At 74.5% G+C, this 19,570-nt stretch carries 21 protein-coding genes; 11 read left to right on the forward strand and 10 right to left on the reverse strand.

The annotated features are described in order from the left end of the window. Nucleotides 1–59: 59 nt before the first annotated feature. The 3 genes from ACIF8S_RS26475 to ACIF8S_RS26485 all read left to right on the forward strand — a co-directional run bounded on the left by ACIF8S_RS26475 (nt 60) and on the right by ACIF8S_RS26485 (nt 3,647). Nucleotides 60–791: a class II aldolase/adducin family protein gene (locus tag ACIF8S_RS26475; protein WP_400002275.1), complete on the forward strand. Its 732-nt coding sequence runs from the start codon at nt 60–62 to the stop codon at nt 789–791. A gap of 145 nt (nt 792–936) precedes the next feature. Beyond that, the gene (locus ACIF8S_RS26480) at nt 937–2,064 is read left to right on the forward strand and encodes an alpha/beta hydrolase (protein ID WP_400002276.1); all 1,128 of its coding nucleotides are present in this window, start codon (nt 937–939) and stop codon (nt 2,062–2,064) included. 158 nt (nt 2,065–2,222) lie between these two features. Continuing rightward, complete coding sequence (locus ACIF8S_RS26485) at nt 2,223–3,647, forward strand: hypothetical protein (RefSeq protein WP_400002277.1); 1,425 nt, start codon at nt 2,223–2,225, stop codon at nt 3,645–3,647. A 366-nt stretch (nt 3,648–4,013) separates the two neighbouring features. On the opposite strand, the gene ACIF8S_RS26490 is transcribed toward ACIF8S_RS26485, so the two are convergent. Then, complete coding sequence (locus ACIF8S_RS26490) at nt 4,014–4,427, reverse strand: VOC family protein (protein ID WP_349791621.1); 414 nt, start codon at nt 4,425–4,427, stop codon at nt 4,014–4,016. A gap of 212 nt (nt 4,428–4,639) precedes the next feature. Between ACIF8S_RS26490 and abc-f the strand changes: the two genes are divergently transcribed. The 3 genes from abc-f to ACIF8S_RS26505 all read left to right on the forward strand — a co-directional run bounded on the left by abc-f (nt 4,640) and on the right by ACIF8S_RS26505 (nt 7,755). Next, nucleotides 4,640–6,238, forward strand: a complete 1,599-nt coding sequence (gene abc-f / locus ACIF8S_RS26495) for a ribosomal protection-like ABC-F family protein (RefSeq protein ID WP_400002279.1) — start codon at nt 4,640–4,642, stop codon at nt 6,236–6,238. Between the two features lie 385 nt (nt 6,239–6,623). Next, a complete protein-coding gene (locus ACIF8S_RS26500) occupies nt 6,624–6,845 on the forward strand; it encodes a helix-turn-helix domain-containing protein (protein ID WP_006132657.1) in 222 nt (73 codons plus the stop codon). Between the two features lie 106 nt (nt 6,846–6,951). After that, complete coding sequence (locus ACIF8S_RS26505; protein WP_400002280.1) at nt 6,952–7,755, forward strand: enoyl-CoA hydratase/isomerase family protein; 804 nt, start codon at nt 6,952–6,954, stop codon at nt 7,753–7,755. Nucleotides 7,756–7,893: 138 nt separating this feature from the next. On the opposite strand, the gene ACIF8S_RS26510 is transcribed toward ACIF8S_RS26505, so the two are convergent. Further along, nucleotides 7,894–8,658, reverse strand: a complete 765-nt coding sequence (locus tag ACIF8S_RS26510; protein ID WP_400002282.1) for a hypothetical protein — start codon at nt 8,656–8,658, stop codon at nt 7,894–7,896. Between the two features lie 86 nt (nt 8,659–8,744). On the opposite strand from ACIF8S_RS26510, the gene ACIF8S_RS26515 reads away from it, so the two are divergent. From ACIF8S_RS26515 to amaP, 5 genes are read left to right on the forward strand one after another with little or no spacing between them, the layout of a single operon-like run. Beyond that, nucleotides 8,745–9,239 (forward strand): Asp23/Gls24 family envelope stress response protein, encoded by a 495-nt coding sequence (locus ACIF8S_RS26515; protein WP_349791542.1) that lies wholly within the window; start codon nt 8,745–8,747, stop codon nt 9,237–9,239. Nucleotides 9,240–9,264: 25 nt separating this feature from the next. Further along, nucleotides 9,265–9,450: a hypothetical protein gene (locus ACIF8S_RS26520; protein ID WP_106414848.1), complete on the forward strand. Its 186-nt coding sequence runs from the start codon at nt 9,265–9,267 to the stop codon at nt 9,448–9,450. Beyond that, on the forward strand, nt 9,447–9,830 hold the full coding sequence (locus ACIF8S_RS26525) for a hypothetical protein (RefSeq protein WP_400002284.1): 384 nt from the start codon (nt 9,447–9,449) through the stop codon (nt 9,828–9,830). Before ACIF8S_RS26520 ends, ACIF8S_RS26525 begins: the two co-directional genes overlap by 4 nt. After that, nucleotides 9,827–10,453, forward strand: a complete 627-nt coding sequence (locus ACIF8S_RS26530) for a DUF6286 domain-containing protein (protein WP_400002285.1) — start codon at nt 9,827–9,829, stop codon at nt 10,451–10,453. The genes ACIF8S_RS26525 and ACIF8S_RS26530 overlap by 4 nt, the downstream gene beginning before the upstream one ends. 2 nt (nt 10,454–10,455) lie before the next feature. Continuing rightward, nucleotides 10,456–11,034, forward strand: a complete 579-nt coding sequence (amaP, locus tag ACIF8S_RS26535) for an alkaline shock response membrane anchor protein AmaP (RefSeq protein WP_400002287.1) — start codon at nt 10,456–10,458, stop codon at nt 11,032–11,034. Between the two features lie 93 nt (nt 11,035–11,127). Here the strand turns inward: amaP and ACIF8S_RS26540 are convergent, their stop codons facing one another. The 8 genes from ACIF8S_RS26540 to ACIF8S_RS26575 form a co-directional block, all read right to left on the reverse strand. Next, nucleotides 11,128–11,883: an SDR family oxidoreductase gene (locus ACIF8S_RS26540; protein ID WP_400002288.1), complete on the reverse strand. Its 756-nt coding sequence runs from the start codon at nt 11,881–11,883 to the stop codon at nt 11,128–11,130. 4 nt (nt 11,884–11,887) lie between these two features. Continuing rightward, nucleotides 11,888–13,669: a glycoside hydrolase family 15 protein gene (locus ACIF8S_RS26545; protein WP_400002290.1), complete on the reverse strand. Its 1,782-nt coding sequence runs from the start codon at nt 13,667–13,669 to the stop codon at nt 11,888–11,890. A gap of 33 nt (nt 13,670–13,702) precedes the next feature. Next, on the reverse strand, nt 13,703–14,068 hold the full coding sequence (locus tag ACIF8S_RS26550; RefSeq protein ID WP_400002292.1) for a hypothetical protein: 366 nt from the start codon (nt 14,066–14,068) through the stop codon (nt 13,703–13,705). Next, nucleotides 14,065–14,691 carry a sigma-70 family RNA polymerase sigma factor gene (locus tag ACIF8S_RS26555; protein WP_349791554.1) on the reverse strand — a complete coding sequence of 209 codons (627 nt, stop codon included), beginning with the start codon at nt 14,689–14,691 and terminating at the stop codon, nt 14,065–14,067. The genes ACIF8S_RS26550 and ACIF8S_RS26555 overlap by 4 nt, the downstream gene beginning before the upstream one ends. Beyond that, nucleotides 14,688–16,244: a sodium:solute symporter gene (locus tag ACIF8S_RS26560; protein ID WP_400002294.1), complete on the reverse strand. Its 1,557-nt coding sequence runs from the start codon at nt 16,242–16,244 to the stop codon at nt 14,688–14,690. Before ACIF8S_RS26560 ends, ACIF8S_RS26555 begins: the two co-directional genes overlap by 4 nt. 199 nt (nt 16,245–16,443) lie before the next feature. After that, nucleotides 16,444–17,256 (reverse strand): SURF1 family protein, encoded by an 813-nt coding sequence (locus tag ACIF8S_RS26565; RefSeq protein WP_400002296.1) that lies wholly within the window; start codon nt 17,254–17,256, stop codon nt 16,444–16,446. Nucleotides 17,257–17,366: 110 nt separating this feature from the next. Next, entirely contained in the window at nt 17,367–18,350 is a 984-nt protein-coding gene (locus ACIF8S_RS26570; RefSeq protein ID WP_400002298.1) for a DEDDh family exonuclease, read from the reverse strand. A 99-nt stretch (nt 18,351–18,449) separates the two neighbouring features. Beyond that, complete coding sequence (locus ACIF8S_RS26575; RefSeq protein WP_400002300.1) at nt 18,450–19,457, reverse strand: CopD family protein; 1,008 nt, start codon at nt 19,455–19,457, stop codon at nt 18,450–18,452. Between the last annotated feature and the right edge of the window lie 113 nt (nt 19,458–19,570).

Raw genomic sequence — 19,570 nt, forward strand, 5'->3', positions numbered from 1 at the left:
AGGGGGTCGGTACTCCGCCGGACAGCCCAGGCCGCAAGGGCTCCTGGCAGGATCGCCGCATGGCTGAACAGGGTCCGCGCGAGCGGGAAACGGAAGGCGTCGTGAGCGGCGCCCGGGACACGGGGGGTCCGCACGCCGGACGGGCGGGCGAGGAGACGGCGCGGGCCTGGGCGGAGGTGGTGGGGACCGCCCGCCGGACGGTCGCCGACGGACTCGTCGTGGGGACCTCCGGCAACGTCTCGGTACGGGTCGGCGACACCGTCCTGGTGACGCCCTCCGGGGTGCCGTACGACCGGCTCCGGCCGGCCGACGTGACCGGCGTGGACCTCACCGGCCGGCAGGTGCTCGGCACCCTGGTCCCGACCAGCGAGCTCCCCCTGCACCTGGCCGTGTACCGCGAGACCGACGCGCACGCCGTGGTGCACACCCACGCCGTGCACGCGACGGCCGTCTCCACCCTCGTCGACGAGCTGCCGCCGATCCACTACATGACCGCCGCCCTCGGCGGCCCCGTCCGGGTGGCCCGCTACGCCGCCTACGGCACCCCCGAGCTGGCCGCGCACACCCTGCGCGCCCTGGAGGGCCGCACCGGCTGCCTGATGCGCAACCACGGCACCCTCACGTACGGCGCGACCCTCGACCAGGCCTACGACCGCACCGCCCAGCTGGAATGGATGTGCCGGGTGTGGCTGACCGCCTCCTCGGTGCCGGGACTGTCCCCCAGCCTGCTGAGCGCCGGACAGCTGGCGGAGGCGGGGGAGCGCCTGCGGGGGTACGGGCAGCGGGGGTGACCGGGCGGATACGGCGCTACGGCGGCGGGTCGGCAGTCGGCGGGGCGGCGGGGCGGCGGGCCGGGATCGCGAGCGGCCGGGCCGGTGCCGGTGTCCGGGACGCGCCCACTGGCCGCGTCCGCGTCCGGCCCCGACACTGGGAGGCGTGCGCACTGTCAGAGCGACGGCCGCTGCCGTCACCGCCGTGATAGGGGCCGGCGCCGCCGCTGTGGCCGCCGGCCGGTTCGCCAGCGACGCTGCCCTGAGGATTCCCTCGGGCAAGCCCCTGCCCACCGAGCCCGGACTCACCGTCCACGCCACCGCCGCGGGACAGGTCACCCTCACCCGTGACCTCGCCGCGCTGCGGCCCGGCCGCCACGGCCTGGTCGGCCGGGGCTTCCACGCGGTGGTGGGACCCGTGCTGTCCGTCGCCTCCAACCCCGCCGACACCGTCGTACGGCGCCTGGAACGCGTCACCTACGGCACACCGGAACCCGGCGACCGGGCCAGGTTCACGCCGAACGTGTACGTCGGCGACCCGGGGACCGCGCTCGGCGTCGACCACACCATCGTCGACGTGCCGGGCGAACTCGGGCTCCTGCCCGCGTGGTTCGTGAACGGCGCCCGGGACACCTGGGTGATCGCCGTGCACGGCCTCGGCGCCACCCGGGAACACCCCCTGAACGTCCTCCAGGCCCTGCGCCGCAACCAGTTCCCGGTGCTCGCCCCCGCCTACCGGGGCGACCCGGACGCGCCCCGTTCCCCCGACGGGCTCAACCACCTCGGCGAGACCGAGTGGCGCGATCTCGACGCCGTGATGCGGCACGCGGTGGACTCCGGCGCCCGCCGGATGGTCCTCTACGGCTGGTCCACGGGAGCGACCATGGCGCTGCGCGCCGCCGCCCGCTCCGAGGTCCGCGACCGGGTCGCCGGCCTGATCCTGGACTCCCCGGTGCTCGACTGGGAGTCCACCCTGCGCTCCCTCGCCCACGCCCACCGCACTCCCGGCGCGCTGCTGCCGCTCGCGGTCCGTGCCGCCCAGGGCCGCACCGGCCTGTACGGGGACCACCGGCCCGGCGCTCTCCGCCTGGACGGCATCACGGTCCCGACGCACATCTTCCACGGCCCCGACGACACGGTGGCGCCCTGGCGGTTCTCCCGCCGGCTCGCCGCCGCCCATCCGAACACCGTCACCCTGCAGACCGTCAGGGGTGCCTCCCACGCCGCCATGTGGAACGCCGACCCGGACACGTACGAGGAGTCGCTGCGGAGGTTCCTCACCCCCCTGATGTGAGGCCGGCACGGGGGCGGTGCGGAGGATTCCGTTTAGCGCCGTACCAGTGGCTTGATCGGGCCCCTCCGGCCCCGTCCGGGCCCGGAGGGTGACCGGCCCCGCGGCCCCCGTCGGCATTCCGTTTGGGCTTTCGGTCCGTCACCAGGAAGACTGCACCCGTGACGTCCCGTATCCCGCGCGACTCCAGGCTTCGACTCGTCCGTCCGCGACCCCTGGCCGGCGCCCCCGCAGCGATCGAGCAGCGGCGCGCCCGCCGCCCCGCGCCCCGCCCCCCGGAGGGCACGCCCGCACCGGCCGAGCTGGCCGGAATGGCTCGCTCCGTGCTGGCCGCGGCCGCCCGCGTGGCCCGCTGGGCCGACCGCGCCCTCGGCCCCGGCGGCGACAGCGCCACCGCCGACGGCAAGGCCACCCTGTCCGACGCGACCGCCCGGCGGGCGGCCGAGGCCCTCGGACTGACCGCCGGTCAGGTCCGTGCCGACTGGGACACCGCCCGGCTGGCCGGCCTCATCGAGGTGCACGGCGACAGCGCCCGCCCCGGCTGGCGGCTGCGCGCCTGGGACCGCGACGACAGCGCCGTGCTGCGCGGCTGGGTCGCCCTCTGCGACGCCTGGTCGCTCGCCTGCCCCGAACCGGGGGAGCACGAGCCGGCCGCCGTCGCCGAGGTCGTGACGGCCATGCCGCAGGTGCTCTCCTTCCTTCAGCTGTCCGCCGGGCCCGTGCCCCTGCCCCAGCTGCTCGACCTGCTGGAGCAGCGCGTCACCGAACTGCGCACCGAGCGCTGTGAGGTCGACTACGGGCCCCGGCCCGGAACGCCCGCCGCCACGGAGCCCCGGCCCACACCCGCCGAGCCGCCCGCCGCCGACGCCCCGCTCGAACCTCTGCTGGACTGGGCGCTGCGCGCCCTCGCCTCCGTCGGCGCGCTCACCTACGGCGACGGACAGGCCACCCTCACCCCGCTCGGCAGCTGGGCGGTGTGGGTCAAGCTGGAGCAGATCTGCGTCGCCGCGCAGAGTCCCGCCGGCAACATCGAGCAGGGCGCCGAGGACATGCTGCGCGGGTGCGCCCGGCTGCGCCCGGCCGCCGCCCGCGCCGAGTACCGCGCCTGGCTGGCCGCCCGGCCGGTCGGCAGCGCCGTCACCGAGCTGATCGCCGCCGCCCGGGGCGAGGACGCCCTGCTGCGCGGGCTCGCCTTCGAGGCGCTGCGGGTGGTCGGCGCGCCCGCCGAGCCCGAGGTGCGCGCCGTGCTCGACGAGCCCGCGCTGCGGCCGTACGCCCTGCTGTGGCTGGCCGAGCACGACGGGGTCGACCCCGAGGACGCGCACGAGGTGCTCACCCGCGAGGAGGCGACGTGGCTGTGGGTCGACACGGCGGCCGCGGTCGCCGACCACGGTGAGGCTCCGCTGCTGGTGCGGCACCTGGAGACCGCGGTCCAGCCCACGGTGCCGTCCCTCCTCGACGAGGTCCGTGCGGTGGGTCACCCCCGCACGGTCCAGGTCCTGGTCGCCCTGGCCGCCGCCCACCCCGACCCGGCCTTCGCGAAGGCACTCCGCAGAGCGGCCTTCCAGGTGCACACCGGCGGCTGACCGGGGATGCCGCTGCGCGGCCCACACGCCGGGGCGGCGGACGGAGACCGTCCGCCGCTGCGGGCGCCCGTCCCTCCCCCAGTGCCTCAAGGGTTTGGGAGGTGCCCCCAGGGCGATGGGGTCCCCCGCCCGAGCGGAGCCGGCAGTGGGGGAGGGTGGGCGCATCGGCACCCCCCACGGCGGGTCCGCCGCCCGCGCACCCTCGTACCGCCCCGGTCCGAGGCGCCCCCCACCCCGGCGCCCCGGTCCCTAAGAGGCGCCCGGCCCCGCGCACCCGTGCCCCCAAGGCACCCCCCCCGCGCCGGCGAAAAGGGCGACGAACCCCGCCCCCCGCCGGCGCGAAGGGCGACGCCCCGCCCCGTCCGCCTACGCTCCCGCCTCCGGCGCGTACGTGCCGAAGCTCCACACGTTCCCCTCCAGATCACGCGCCATGTAGTCCCGCGACCCGTAGTCCTGGTCGGCAGGTGGCATCAGCACCTCCGCCCCCTGCTCCACCGCCCGCCGATGATGGGCGTCGACGTCGTCCACCACGACGTACACCCCCGCCGGCCCCGCGCCCTTCATCGCCGTGTCGAAGACCCCGCCGCGCCCCGCGGAGCCCAGCATCACCACGCCGTTGCCCTGGGCCAGCTCGGCGTGCATCACCGTGCCGTCCTCGCCCTCGTACACCGACAGTTCGGTGAATCCGAAGGCCTCCGTCAGCTGCCGGACCGCCGCTTTCGCGTCCTTGTACAACAGCGTCGGAACGACGCTCGGACGCGTGCTGCCCGTGCCTGCCATGGCGATCACTTCCTCGTGTCCGGAGTGCACCGGGATGCCGTCGTCGCCCAGTGTGGCACCGGTCACCGACGGCCGCCGGGGAAGAACCGCGCGCGGAAAAGAGGTTGCACAGCCCCGTTAGAATGGCTCGCATGGCCATTCTCCTCGCGCATTAGACGGCGGGAACGTCCTCAGCCGCCCACCGCCACCCACACCCGCCCTGGAGTCTGTCCGTGATCTCCGCCTCCGGCATCGAGCTGCGCGCCGGTGCCCGCGTCCTCATCGAAAGCGCCACCTTCCGCGTCGCCAAGGGCGACCGCATCGGCCTGGTCGGCCGGAACGGCGCGGGCAAGACCACCCTCACCAAGGTCCTCGCCGGCCAGGGCATCCCCGCCGGCGGCACCGTCACCCGCTCCGGTGAGGTCGGCTACCTCCCGCAGGACCCCCGCACCGGCGACCTCGACGTCCTCGCCCGCGACCGCATCCTCTCCGCCCGCGGCCTCGACGTACTGATCCGCAAGATGCGGGAGAACGAGCAGCGCATCGCCAACGGCCAGGGCGCCACCCGCGAGAAGGCGCTGAAGCAGTACGAGCGCCAGGAGACCGAGTTCCTCACCAAGGGCGGGTACGCCGCCGAGGCCGAGGCCGCCACGATCGCCGCCGCGCTGAACCTCCCCGACCGGGTGCTCGGCCAGCCGCTGCACACCCTCTCCGGCGGTCAGCGCCGCCGCGTCGAGCTCGCCCGCATCCTGTTCTCCGACGCGGACACCCTGCTCCTCGACGAGCCGACCAACCACCTCGACGCCGACTCGATCGTCTGGCTGCGGGACTACCTCAAGACCTACCGCGGCGGCTTCATCGTGATCTCCCACGACGTCGACCTGGTCGAGACGGTCGTCAACAAGGTGTTCTACCTGGACGCCAACCGCGCTCAGATCGACGTCTACAACATGGGCTGGAAGCTCTACCAGCAGCAGCGTGAGGCGGACGAGAAGCGCCGTAGGCGCGAGCGGCAGAACGCCGAGAAGAAGGCGGCCGCGCTGCACTCGCAGGCCGACAAGATGCGCGCCAAGGCCACCAAGACCGTCGCCGCACAGAACATGGCCCGCAGGGCGGACAAGCTGCTGTCGGGCCTGGAGGCCGAGCGGAAGTCCGACAAGGTCGCCAAGCTGCGCTTCCCCGAGCCGTCCCCGTGCGGCAAGACCCCGCTCATGGCGGAGGGACTGTCGAAGTCCTACGGCTCGCTGGAGATCTTCACCGACGTCGACCTGGCCATCGACAAGGGCTCCCGCGTCGTCATCCTCGGCCTCAACGGCGCGGGCAAGACCACCCTGCTCCGCCTCCTCGGCGGCGTCGAGAAGCCCGACACCGGCCGGGTCATCGAGGGCCACGGCCTCAAGCTCGGCTACTACGCGCAGGAGCACGAGACCCTCGACCCGGACCGCACGGTGCTGGAGAACATGCGCTCCGCGGCGCCCGACATGGACCTCGTCGAGGTCCGCAAGGTGCTCGGCTCGTTCCTCTTCTCCGGCGACGACGTCGACAAGCCGGCCGGGGTCCTCTCCGGCGGTGAGAAGACCCGGCTCGCCCTGGCGACCCTCGTGGTCTCCTCCGCGAACGTGCTGCTGCTCGACGAGCCCACCAACAACCTGGACCCGGCCAGCCGCGAGGAGATCCTCGGCGCCCTGCGCACCTACAAGGGCGCAGTCGTCCTCGTCACCCACGACGAGGGCGCCGTCGAAGCGCTCCAGCCGGAGCGGATCATCCTGCTGCCGGACGGCGTCGAGGACCTGTGGGGCTCCGACTACGCGGATCTCGTCGCCCTCGCCTGACCCGGTCGGCTCGGGCGGCCGGGCCGGACAGGACCGTCATCCGTGCGTGATCGAATGCGTGATCCACTGCGTATGGATCATTCGGCCCATCGGTGATCCATCAATCGTGTGAGATCTCCTCACCCCGAGGTGTGTCCTACACGGATTTCGCGGCCGGACCCCCGCGGAACCGGGGTCCGGCCGTCGTCCCTTTCTGACCTGGCACTTCTCGGAGAAACCCGATCGGCGGTCGCGGAAAAGCCGCTTGGAATTCCTCATTCCGGATGTGGGGACGCGCTCCCGTCGTCACAAGCTTGTCTCATCGACCTTGCCGAATGGGTGGCCATCGGGCCCGGGAGGGGTGATCATGAGGAGACCAGAGCGCACTTCCCATGAGGAGGCACGGGTGGCCGAGACTCTGAAGAAGGGCAGCCGGGTGACCGGCGCCGCGCGCGACAAGCTCGCGGCAGACCTGAAGAAGAAGTACGACGCCGGTGCGAGCATCCGGGCGTTGGCCGAGGAGACCGGCCGCTCGTATGGCTTCGTGCACCGCATGCTGAGTGAGTCGGGTGTCACGCTCCGAGGGCGTGGCGGGGCGACACGGGGAAAGAAGTCTCCGTCGGCCTGACCCCGGGCGCCCCGCAGACCCGATGGTGACCACCCGGTCGGCCGGCTGACCGGCCGGGTGGTTACTGTGCAGTCACTTTGACGACCGCACCCATCGGAGGCACCCCATGGCTTCGTCCCCCCAGGACTTCGGTCCGGTACTCGACAAGGACGGCGTACGGCTCACCGTCGACGACGCGATCGCCACGGTGACGCTGACCAACCCGGCCAAGCGCAATGCGCAGAGCCCCGCTCTGTGGCGCGCGCTGACCGAGGCGGGCCGGCTGCTGCCCGGCTCCGTCCGGGTCGTGGTGCTGCGCGGGGAGGGCAAGTCGTTCTCCGCCGGGCTCGACCGGGCGATGCTCTCGCCCGAGGGAATCCCGGGTGAGCCGTCGTTCATCGACCTCGCGCGCAGTGACGACGCCGCGCTGGACGCCGCCATCGCCGGTTACCAGGAGGCGTTCACCTGGTGGCGGCGCAACGACCTGGTGACCGTCGCCGCCGTCCAGGGGCATGCCATCGGGGCCGGGTTCCAGCTGGCCCTCGCCTGTGACCTGCGCGTCGTCGCGGACGACGTGCAGTTCGCCATGCGGGAGACCAGCCTCGGCCTGGTGCCCGACCTGACCGGCACCCACCCCCTCGTCGGCCTCGTGGGCTACGCCCGCGCGCTGGAGATCTGCGCGACGGGACGCTTCGTCACGGCCGAGGAGGCGGTGAACATCGGCCTGGCCAACCTCGCCGTGCCCGCCGCCGACCTCGACGCCGCAGTCCAGGACCTGGCGGCGGCGCTGCTTGCCGCGCCTCGCGACGCCGTGATCGAGACGAAGGCCCTGCTCCACGGCGCCCAGACCCGCACCTACGACGACCAGCGCGCCGCCGAGCGCGCCGCCCAGGCCCGCCGTCTGCGCGACCTGGCCGGCCTCGGCGAGTAGCGAGCCGCACGGAGCGGGCGGCGAGCAGTGAGCCGGCCGACGCGGCGGGGCGGAGTCCCGGGGCGGCGCCCCGCCGCCGCGTGCGCGAGCGCCGCAGCGGCCGGTCAGTCCGGGTCGGTGACCCGCCGCAGCGGCCGGTCAGTCGAGGTCGGTGACCAGCACGGCCACCGTCGGCCGGTCCGGGAGCGACGCCGCCACGGCCGCGCGCACCGCCCGCGTGACCTCCAGGGGGCGGAACCCCGCCCCGACCGCGAGGTCCACGCGCGCGTGCCGCCGGGGCAGGGCGCCGCCCCCGGCCGGGGGCTCGCTCAGCCGCACCGGCCGGCCCCATGTGCCCGTCAGCCGGCTCACCCCCGGCACGGCGAGCACCGCCGCCGCGACCCGGTCCGTCTCCGCGTCACCCGCACGGCCCACACCGTCCGTCCCGGCCGCATCCGACCGGTCCGCGGGCGCGTCGGGCGCATCGGAGGCGCCGGAAGCGGACGGCGGCGGGTCCGGCTCCGTGTCCAGCAGTTCCGTCGCCCGCAGATCCACCTCCTCGACCGCGAGCCCCAGACGTTCCGCCGCGGCCACCGCCAGTGCCGTGCGCAGACGGGACGCCGTCTCCGGGAGTGGCCACGCCGCCGTGGCCGCGAACTCCGCCGTCAGCCGCAGCGGGCCCGGCGGCAACGCGCTCGGCGGGGCCGGCACGGCGGGCTCGGGTGCCTCCTCCATGTCGTCGGCGAGCCCGAGCCGCAGCCCGTCCACGCGCACCTCCGGCACCTCCCGTTCCACCGTGCGCCGCAGCGCCGTACCGGCGGCCCGCTCAGCGATCCACGCGCCGTCGTGCCGCCCGCCCAGCGGCAGGATCCTGCCCAGCCCCACCTGCTGCCGCACCATCCGCGTCCACCGGTCCGCCGTCATTCCTCCAGCCTGCCGTATGCCTGGCGCGAATCGGGGCAAGCGCGCATACGGTGGTCGAAGGAGGACGACCGAAGGGATGTATGGCGATGACCGACATGACCGAAGGCGGCTCGGTACGGGCTCCTGACACCGAGAAGAGCCTGGGGGACTCCGGCTCGCGCCGGGGCCAGGGAACGCGGCGCGGCGGCGGCGACCCCGCCGGCCGGGGACGCACGACCATCGCCGACGGAGTGGTGGAGAAGATCGCCGGGCTGGCCGCGCGGGACGTCGTGGGCGTGCACACCATGGGCAGCGGGATCTCCCGCACCTTCGGCGCCATGCGCGACCGGGTGCCCGGCGGGTCGAAGTCCGCGACGCGCGGCGTGAAGGCCGAGGTCGGCGAGGTGCAGACCGCGCTCGACCTGGAGATCGTCGTCGACTACGGCGTCTCCATCGCCGACGTCGCCAAGGACGTACGGGAGAACGTGATCGCGGCCGTCGAGCGGATGACCGGCCTCGAGGTGGTGGAGGTCAACATCGCGGTGAGCGACGTGAAGCTGCCCGACGAGGAGGAGGACGAGCCGGAGTCCCGACTTCAGTGAGACACGCTGAGCGGAGGAGCACAGCATGAGGATGGCCGTGGTCGGCATGATCGCCGGCATGGCGTTGGGCTTCGCCGGATACTTCGGCGGGTTCGGGGCGTTCCTGCTCGTGGCGGCCCTGGGCGCGGTGGGCTTCGTCGTCGGCAGGCTGCTGGAAGGGGACCTGGAACTCGGCGACTTCTTCCGTCCCCGTGACGAACGCCGGCGGTGACGGCGGTGGGCACGGGGGTGGCCGAGCCGGCCGGGGACCCGCGGACCGTCCCCCCGGGCGAACGCGGGGAGACCACGATCGCCGACCGGGTGGTCGCGAAGATCGCCTCCCAGGCGGCCCGTGAAGCCGTCGGCGCGTTGCCGCCGGACGCCGCGCCGCCGCACGCGAGCGTGGTCGTCCGCCACGGCAGCGCCCGGGTCCGGGTGCACGTCGAACTCGACTACCCCGGCGACATCGGCGGCCGCTGCGCGGCCGTGCGGCGGCAGGTGGTCGACCGGGTGCGCGCCCTCGCGGACATGGCCGTGCCGGAGGTCGTCGTCCAGGTGGAACGGCTGCACCTCGCCGTACGGCCCGAAGCAGTCGGCGGGAGGACACCATGACCGGACCCCCGGGCGCCACGGCGGACACGGCGCCCCCGTCCGCGGGGAGCGGGGCGACGACCGGCCCCGTCCCCGGCGGCCACCGGCGCTTCTGGTCGGCCCGCCGGATTCCCGCGGGTCTGCTGGCGCTGGTGATCCTGGTGATCGCGGGCGCCTTCCTGTACGACGTCGTCGCGGTGCGCGCCGACCGGGCCGGGATGAGCTGGCGCCGTGAGCTCGCCCGGCAACTGGCCGAACGTCCGCTGGACGACGTCTGGGTGCTGACCGGCGCCGCGGTCGCCGCCGCGCTCGGCCTGTGGCTGCTGGTGCTCGCCGTCACGCCCGGCCTGCGCTTGCTGCTGCCGATGCGCCGCACGCACCCCGACGTCCGCGCCGGACTGGACCGGGAGGCCGCCGCCACCGTGCTGCGGGACCGGTGCCTCGAGGTGGCCGGCGTGCAGTCGGCCCGGGTCACCGTGAAACGGCGGAAGACGGACGTGCACGCGGTGTCGCACTTCCGCGACCTCGACGACGTACGGGCCGACCTGACCGCGGTGCTGGACGAGGCGCTGAGGGGGCTGGGCCTGGGCCGGCCGTCCACCCTGTCGCTGCGGGTGCGGCGGCCCGGCCGGAAGGGACGGTAGCCGTGATCAAGGGTGTCAACCGTGTACTGCTCGCGCTGGTGGGGCTGGTGCTGATCGCCCTCGGCGGGTCGGTGCTGGCGATCGGGCTGGGCGCGCCCGCGCCGTCCTGGTGGCTGCACGACGGCCGGCACGACGTGCTGCTCGACGACTCCGAGCGGACCCGCTGGCGGGACCAGGGCTGGTGGTGGCCGGTGGTGATCGCCGCGCTGGCGGTGCTGGTGCTGCTCTGCCTGTGGTGGCTGGTCGCGGTGATGCGCAGGCGGCGGACGAGCGAGATCCTCGTCGACAGCGGAGACGGTGAGGGCGCGGCGCTGCGCGGCCGGGCCCTGGAACAGGCGCTCGCCGAGGAGGTGAACCGGCAGGACGGTGTCGCCCGGGCCCGCGTCCTGCTCACCGGCCGGCACGGCGGGCCGCGGGCCCGGATGGTCCTGCTGCTGGAACCCCACGTCGACCCCGGTGCGGCCCTGGACGCCCTGACCACCGGCCCCCTCACCCACGCCCGCGACTCCACGGGCCTGGCCACCCTCCCGACCGAGGTCCACCTCCGAGCAGAGAAACACCGCCCGGAACGAGTCACCTGACATCACGGTCCCGTCGGGACCCGCACACCCGGCGAGCGGCGGATCGCCCCCGGGGGACTCCCCGCCGTGGGAGCCCCCCGGACAGGCCCGGGGTCAGAAGCCGTGGCGGGAGCCGCCGTCGACGGGGAGCATCACGCCTGTGATGTACGACGCCGCGGGCGAGAGGAGGAACGCCGCCGTGCGGCCGAACTCCTCCGGGGTGCCGTAGCGGCGCAGCGGGATACGGGACTCGACCGCCTGGCGGGTGGCCTCCGGGTCGGCGGACAGGGAGTCCAGCTCGCGGACCCGGTCGGTGTCGACGCGGCCGGGCAGCAGGCCCACGACGCGGATCCCACGCGGCCCCAGTTCGTCCGCGAGGGACTTGGCGAGGCCGGCGAGCCCCGGCCGCAGCCCGTTGGAGATGGTCAGCCCCGGGATCGGCTCGTGCACCGAACCGGACAGCACGAAGCCGATCACACCGCCCTCGCCCAGCTCCCCGGCCGCCGCGCGGGCCAGCCGCACCGCGCCGAGGAACACCGACTCGAACGCCGACTGCCACTGCTCGTCGGTGGTGTCGGCGACGAACCCCGGCGGCGGCCCGCCCACGCTGACGAGGACGCCGTCGAAGCGGCCGAACCGCTCCCGCGCGGTGGCGATCAGCCGCTCGGCGGCCCCGGGGTCGGCGTTGTCGACGGCCACCCCGGCCGCGTCAGGCCCCAGCGCGGACGCGGCCTCGGCGACCGCGTCCTCCTTCCGCCCGGTGACGACCACCTTCGCGCCCTCGTCGAGGAGCGCCCGCGCGGAGGCGTTGCCCAGTCCGCGGGTGGCCCCCGTGACGACGTACACCCGGTCCTTCAGTCCAAGATCCATGGCCCTATCCTGCCCCCTCGTCCCCGAACAGGGCGAGGGCGCTGTTCACCAGTCCGATGTGGCTGAACGCCTGCGGGAAGTTGCCGAGGAGCTGCCCGCTCGCCGTGTCGTACTCCTCCGCCAGCAGCCCCACGTCGTTGGCCAGCCCCAGCAGACGTTCGAACAGCTCGCGCGCCTCGTCGGTCCTGCCCGTCATGTGCAGGGCGTCCACCAGCCAGAACGCGCACGCCAGGAAGGTGCCCTCCTGCCCTGGCAGCCCGTCGAGTTCGGTGGCGTCCGGGGTGTAGCGGCGTACGAGACCGTCCTGGCCCAGCTCCGCCTGGATCGCGTCGATGGTGCCGAGCACCCGGGGGTCGTCGGGCGGCAGGAAGCCGGCCCGGGGGATCAGCAGCAGCGCCGCGTCGAGTTCACGCGAGCCGTAGGACTGCGTGAACGTGTTGCGCACCGGGTCGTAGCCCTTCTCGCACACCTCGCGGTGCACCTCGTCACGCAGCGCGCGCCAGCCGTCCAGATCGCCGTCGAGGTCCGGGAACGCCTCCATCCCCCGCACCATACGGTCGGCGGCCACCCACACCATCACCTTGGAGTGCACGAAGTGGCGCCGGCCACCGCGCACCTCCCACAGCCCCTCGTCCGGCTGACGCCAGGCCGTGCGCAGGAAGTTCAGCAGCACCGACTGCAGGGCCCACACGTCCGGCCTCCCGGGCAGCCCCGAACGCCGGGCCAGCGCGAGCGAGTCCACGACCTCCCCGTACACGTCCAGCTGGAGCTGCTTCACCGCGTCGTTGCCGACCCGTACGGGCGCGGCGCCGTTGAAGCCCGACAGCCACGGCAGTTCGAACTCCGGCAGCCGCCGCTCGCCCGCCAGCCCGTACATGATCTGAAGGTCCGCCGGGTCGCCCGCCACCGCGCGGAGCAGCCAGTCACGCCACGCCTCCGCCTCCTCCTGGTAGCCGGCGGCCAGCAGCGCGCTCAGGGTCAGCGTGGAGTCCCGCAGCCAGCAGAAGCGGTAGTCCCAGTTCCGTACCCCGCCCGGCTCCTCCGGGAGGGAGGTGGTGGGCGCGGCGACGATGCCCCCGGTGGGGCGGTAGGTGAGCGCCTTCAGCGTGATCAGGGACCGCACCACCATGTCCCGGTGCGGCCCCCGGTAGCGGCACCGGGCCGCCCAGGCCTGCCAGTCCTTCAGGCTGTGCCGCAGCGAGGCGTACGGATCGACCAGCGCGGGCCGCGGCTCGTGCGAGGGATGCCAGGTGAGCACGAAGGCGACCCGCTCGCCCTCCCTCACCGTGAACTCCGAGTGCGTGCCCAGGTCCTCGCCCCAGGTGTGCACCTCCGGCACGCTGCGCAGCCACGCCGAGTCGGGCCCGGCCACGGCCACCCGGTGTCCGTCGGCCCGGCGCACCCACGGCACCACCGACCCGTAGTCGAACCGCAGCCGCAGCGTGCTGCGCACGGTCACCTCACCGCTGAGCCCCTGCACGATCCGCACCAGGTCCGGCGCCCGGTGCCGCTGCGGCATCAGGTCCGTCACCTGCACGGCGCCGTCGGGCGTCTCCCACACGGTGTCCAGGACCAGGCTGTCCTCGCGGTAGGAGCGGCGCGCGCACCGCTCCTGCCCCGGCGGGGCGATGCGCCAGTGTCCGTTGTTCTCGTCACCGAGCAGCCGCGCGAAGCAGGCCGCCGAGTCGAAGCGGGGCAGACAGAGCCAGTCGATCGACCCGTCGGTGCCCACCAGGGCAGCGGTCTGCTCGTCGCCGATGAGCGCGTAGTCCTCGATACGGTGCACGGGGTGCGGGTTCCCGGCCGCCGGGTGCGGCAATCAGCACAGCGGCCGGGGGAGTGACGGACCGTCGGCCGACGCGGCGCCGTCGCCGGAGAAGATCACGCCCGGTTCCGCGGGCGCCTGGTTGAGCACCCACAGGCCGATCAGCGTGGCCAGCGCGAAGACGACGGCGACCAGCACGGTCAGCACCAGGCGGCGCCGGCGCTCACGGCGCAGCCACTCGCCGCGTGCGGTGCGGTAGGCGTCGGGGGCGGGCAGCACCCCGCCGGCCAGGGCGTGCAGGGCGTCGGCCAGTTCCCGTTCGGTGCGCTCCGCGTCCGGCGGCCGGGGCGGCTCGGGCCGCTCGCGGCCGGTGCGGTCCTGGCCGGTGCCACGCGACGGAGTCGCATCCCGATGCGTCATCGCCGGGCCTCCATGGCCTGGGTCAGCGCGGCGATGCCGCGCGAGGTGTGCGTCTTGACGGAGCCGCGGGAGATGCCCATGGCGGCGGCGATCTCGGCCTCCTTCAGCCCGAGCCAGTGGCGCAGCACCAGCGCCTCCCGCTGCCGGGCCGGCAGCTGCTGGAGCGCGCCGATCAGCACCCGCTGGTCGTCCCGCAGCAGCGCGGTGTTCTCGGCGGAGGCCACGGTCTGCTCGGGCGGGGAGGCCGGCTGCTCCTCGTGCCGCCGGGCGACCTGGAGGTGACGTATCCGCATCCGCGTCAGGTTGCAGACGGTGGAGCGCAGGTACGCCTCCGCCGCGGCCACGTCCTTCAGCCGCCGCCACCGGCGGTAGATCTGGTAGTACGCCTCGGCCACCACGTTCTCCGGGTCGTCCGCGCCGAGCAGCACGGCGAGCCGCAGCATCGAGGAGTAGTGCAGCTCGAAGAGGCGGGCCACGCCGGCCTCCCGCTCCAGGTCCTCCGGGTCGGCGAGCGCGGGCCCGAGCGGGCCGGGCACCGGCGGGGCGGGCGGTGCGACGGCGGGCGGGGGAGGGGCGGGCGGCGCGGGGGCCAGCGTGGCCGGCGGGCGGTGTCTGCGTCTCACGGGTTGTTCGCTCCCGTCGGTGGACGTCTCCCGGCACGCGGGCGGGACGACAGGTCGGTGGCGTCGGCGCCGCGCGGGACGCCGAGGCCGGTGAGGACGACGGTGCCGGCCACCGCGACGGTCAGGTTCAGCACCAGCGCGGCGACCCCGGCGTAGACCGACGGCGAGCCGTCGCCGAGCGGCACGATCGACGAGAAGCCCTCGCGCACCACCAGGTACGTCCCGGCGGCCATGCCCGCGGCCCAGCCGGCGAGCAGCGCCCGCGGGTGCAGCCACCGCGTGTACAGCCCGACGGCCACCGCCGGGAAGATCTGCAGGATCCACACCCCGCCGAGCAGCTGGAGGTTGATCGCGTCCTGGTCGCGCAGCCCGAACACGAACGCCACCGCGCCGACCTTCGCGGTCAGCGACACGGCCTTGGCGACCCGCACCTGCCGTTTCGGCGTGGCCGTCGGGTGGACGTACTCGACGTACACGTTGCGTACGAAGCTGGTCGCCGCCGCGATGGACATCACCGCCGCCGGCACCAGCGCGCCGACCACGATCGAGCCGAACACCAGTCCGGCCAGCGGACCCGGCATCAGCTGGTCGACCAGCATCGGCACCGCCGCCTCCGCACCGCCCTCCGGGGCCCGCACCCCTGCCGCGAGGGCCGCGATGCCGAGGAAGCCGAACAGGGCGAGCAGCGCCGTCCAGGCGGGCAGTCCCGCCGACACCTTGCGCAGCGTGCGGGTGCCGTCGGCGGCGAAGCCGGCGGTCAGCACGTGCGGGTACATCAGCAGGGCCAGCGCGGAGCCGAGCGCGAGCGTGGCGTAGGCGGGCCGCTGGTCCGGCGTGAGCACCAGGGGCGAGTGGGCCGCGTCGGTGCCGCCGAGGGCGCGGGCGGCCCCGTCGAAGACCGCGCCGGGACCGCCGAAACGTTCCAGGACCAGCCAGCAGACCGCGGTCAGAGAGAGGAACACCGCCGCCGCCTTCAGCGCGGCGATCACCGTGGGGGCGCGCAGCCCGTGCCGGTAGGTGGCCACCGCCAGCCCCGCGAACACCGCCACCATCACCAGGTCCCCGGTGGCGCCGTGCGGATACAGCCCGCCGGCCGTGAGCACCGCGCGGATGCCGAGGAGCTGCAGCGCCAGGTACGGCATCGTCGCCAGAATCCCGGTCAGCGCGACGACCAGGGCCAGCGGCGGCGAGCCGTAGCGGCCGCGCACGAAGTCGGCGGCGGTGATGTAGCCGTGCCGCCGGGCCACGCTCCACAGCCGGCTGAGCAGCACGAACGCCAGCGGGCAGACGATCACCGTGTACGGCACCGCGAAGAAGGCGGGCGCGCCGTTCCCGTACGCCAGGCCCGGTACGGCGGTGAAGGTGTACGCGGTGTAGACCGTCCCGCCGAGCAGCAGCCAGGTCCAGCCCGGCCCGAGGCCGCGGTCGGCCAGCGCCCAGCCCTCCAGCGACGGCAGCCGGTCGCTCGGCCGCAGCCGGCGCGCGGTGACGGCGAGCAGCGACGCCCCGCCGATCACGGCGAGGAACGTCGCGGTCATGGCGCCGCCGGCCATGAATCACCGTCCTTGTGTGCTGTGCCCTCGGGGGAGAGTTGCGCGGACGGCCCGTCCGGATGACGGAAACCGGTCCGTCCCGTGTCCGGAACGCACCGGCAACACGCCCGACCGGTGCGCCACTCTCGCACAGAACCCGGCGTACCGGGAGAGTCGCCCGGGGCGCGGGCGGGCTCTCCCGGTACGCCGGGTCCGGTGGTCAGACGGTCGCGGACTCGGGGCGGGGGGCGTCGGGGGACCCGGTGTCCGGCCCGCCGTCCGCCTTCTGCGCGTTTTCGCGGGCCTCGCGGCGGGCCAGCACGAACCAGCCGACCGGCACGGCGGCCGCGAACAGCCACCACTGGATCGCGTACGCGTAGTTCAGCGCCGCGTTCTCCTTGCCCGGGTCGCCGAGCTGCTGCGGGAGGCCGTTCCCCGGCTCGGGCGCGGTCTGCGCCACGTAGCCGCCGAGCACGTCGGCGTTCAGCCGCTCCGCCTCGCGCTCGCTGTTGATCAGCATGATCTGCCGGTCCGGCAGCCCTTCGAGCTCCTTGATGCCGCTGGCCTCGGTGGTCTCGTCCGGCATCAGCCGGCCCGTGATCGTGGTCTCACCGGCGGGCGGCGCGGGCACCTTCGGGAACTCGGTCTGGCTGGGGCCGGCGGAGGGGATCCAGCCGCGGTTGACCAGCAGCACCTTGCCGTCGTCCAGGACGAACGGGGTCAGGACGTGGAACCCGATCTCCTCGTCGGCGTTGGTGCGCCGGCGGACGACCACCTCGGCGTCCGTGTCGAAGCGGCCGGTAGCGGTCACCGTGCGGTACCGCTCGGGGCGGGTCACGGCGTGCCCCGGGGCCGCCAGCTCCTCCACCGGCACCGGATCGGCGGCCAGCGCGTCGGTGACCAGCTGATTCCTGGCGGACCGCTCCTCGTAGCGGTTCATCTGCCATATGCCCAGCGCGATCATCGTGGGGATGAGGAGTACGGCGACCAGGGTCAGGGTCACCCATTGCCGGGACAGCAGGAAGCGGTACACGCCACGACCGTACAACCCGGCCGTGAGGTGCTTTGCGGCGGGTACGTCCCTGCCCGCCCGGTCGACGGTCGCCGCCGTCCTCTCCGCGCGGGCGCCCGCGCGGGCCGGGGTCAGCCCTCCGACGCCGGTTCGACGTCCCCGAGGAGCTGGCCGAAGGCCGCCTCGTCGACCACCGGGGTGCCGTACTGCCGGGCCTTGACCACCTTCGACGTGCCCGAGTCCGGGTCGTTGGTGACCAGGAGGCTGGTGAGCCGGGACAGGCTGGTCGCCACGTGCAGTCCGGCCTCGGTCGCCCGGTCCTCCAGGAGGTCCCGCTCGACGGAGGTGTCCCCGGAGAACGCCACCCGCATGCCCTGCTTGAGTCGCTTGCCCGGTTCGTACCGGCCCGGGTTGGGATGGGGGCATGCGGGCCTTTTGCGGGAGGGGCGCCAACTGGCGGGCCGGCGCCCGTCGTAGCCCGCCTGCTGCCCGATGCGCGGGCGGTCGCTCCACTCGGTGAGCGGCCGGCACTCGTGCAGCGGCAGCCGTACGCCGCCCGCCGCCGCGGCCCGCAGACTGGGCCGGAAGGCCTCCGCCAGCACGCGCGCGTCGTCCAGCGCGTGGTGCGCCCGCTGCTGCACCACGCCGAAGTGCGCGGCGAGCGACTCCAGCTTGTGGTTGGGCAGCGGCAGCCTCAGCTCCTTGGACAGGGCGATGGTGCACAGCCGTTGCTTCACCGGGGCCTCGCCGCGCGCGCGGGCGTACTCCCGGGCGATCATCTGCCAGTCGAAGACGGCGTTGTGCGCCACCAGCACCCGGCCCTCCAGCCGGGCCGCGAACTCCGCCGCGATCTCCGTGAAGAGGGGCGCGCCCTCCAGCACGTCGCTCGTCAGTCCGTGTATCCACACCGGGCCCGGGTCGCGCTCCGGATTGACCACCGTGTACCAGTGGTCCTCGACCTCGCCGCGCGCGTCCAGCCGGTAGACGGCCGCGGAGATGATGCGGTCGTCCCGGGCCAGCCCCGTGGTCTCCACGTCAACGACCGCGTATCCCTGCGGATACGCGGCCGGCCACGCGGTGGGGGAGGCGGCAGCGGCGGTGAGGTCTTCGAGCATGGTTCACGAGGATACGGGCCACCACTGACAGCTCTGTCCGTCAGGTCCCCCGTGCGGCCCGCCCGTTCGGGGCGCGCTCGGAGTATCCCGCCGGGCCCGTCACCAGCGGATCGGCACCGGCAGCGCCGTCAGCAGTCCCGACACCGCGACCACCAGGGCGAGTACGTACACCTCCGCCCGCGCGGGTGAACTCGCGGTCAGCGGATCGTCCGCGCGGGCCAGCCGCACCCGGGCCCACAGGGCGAGGGCGGCGACACCGGCCATCAGGACCACCTTGGCGAGCAGCACCCGCCCGTACGCGGTGTCCGTCAGCTGCTCCAGGATCGTCCCGGACGGCATCCTGCGCAGCGAACTGCACACCCCTGTCGCGGTGATGGCGACGAGCAGGACGACCGCCACGCGCGCGTAGCGCCCCAGAAGGGCCGCTCCCGCCTCCGCGCGCTTCCACAGTCGCAGGGTGCGCAGGACGTGCAGCAGGCCGCCCGCCCACAGCGAGGCACAGGTGAGGTGGACCAGAGTCAGCCCGGAGCCGACGAGCGGGCTGTACTCGGTCGTCGGGTGGGCGCGCAGCGCCTCGGCGGCGACGACCGCGGCGAGCGGCAGCGCCTGCGTGGCGGGACGGCCGGAAGCGGCGCACAGGGCCGCGGCCAGGAAGCCGTTGACCTCCAGCAGGGCGAGCTTGCCGTCCCGGGTCGCGTAGAGGCCGCCGACGTCGATGTCGGCGACGCCGGCGGGCACGAGGTTGCCGGTGGCCACCACGGAGGCGAGTCCCAGGGCGGCCACGAAGCCGACGGCGTTGGCCGCGGTGGACCAGCCGCGGGGCAGGGCGGCGGGCGCGCCGGGGAGGGCGCGCGCCATCCGTGTGGCGAACAGCTCACCGACGGCCACGGCCAGCGCCGCGAACAGCACCGTGCGCAGCAGGGCGATACCACCGGTGCCGGGCACGTCCGCCTCACCGGTGCCGTGCAGCGCCTGCGAGGGGCCGAGCAGGGGTATCAGCGCGCCCAGCGTCACCAGGACGAGGACGGCCACGGCCCGGCCGGCACCGGCGCGCCGCGATCCGCCGCGCGCACCGGCCGTCCGGGACCTGGGTTTCGTCAGAGTCACCCCAGGATCTTCACAAGATCACATGGAGCGGGGCAAGTGCCGCCCGGAATGCGAACGATGTCCGCCCGCGCGAGCGCCGGCTACGTCACCGCTCACACGCGGGCTTCACGTCC

Source organism: Streptomyces sp. NPDC085937 (assembly GCF_044540535.1).
GTDB lineage: Bacteria > Actinomycetota > Actinomycetes > Streptomycetales > Streptomycetaceae > Streptomyces.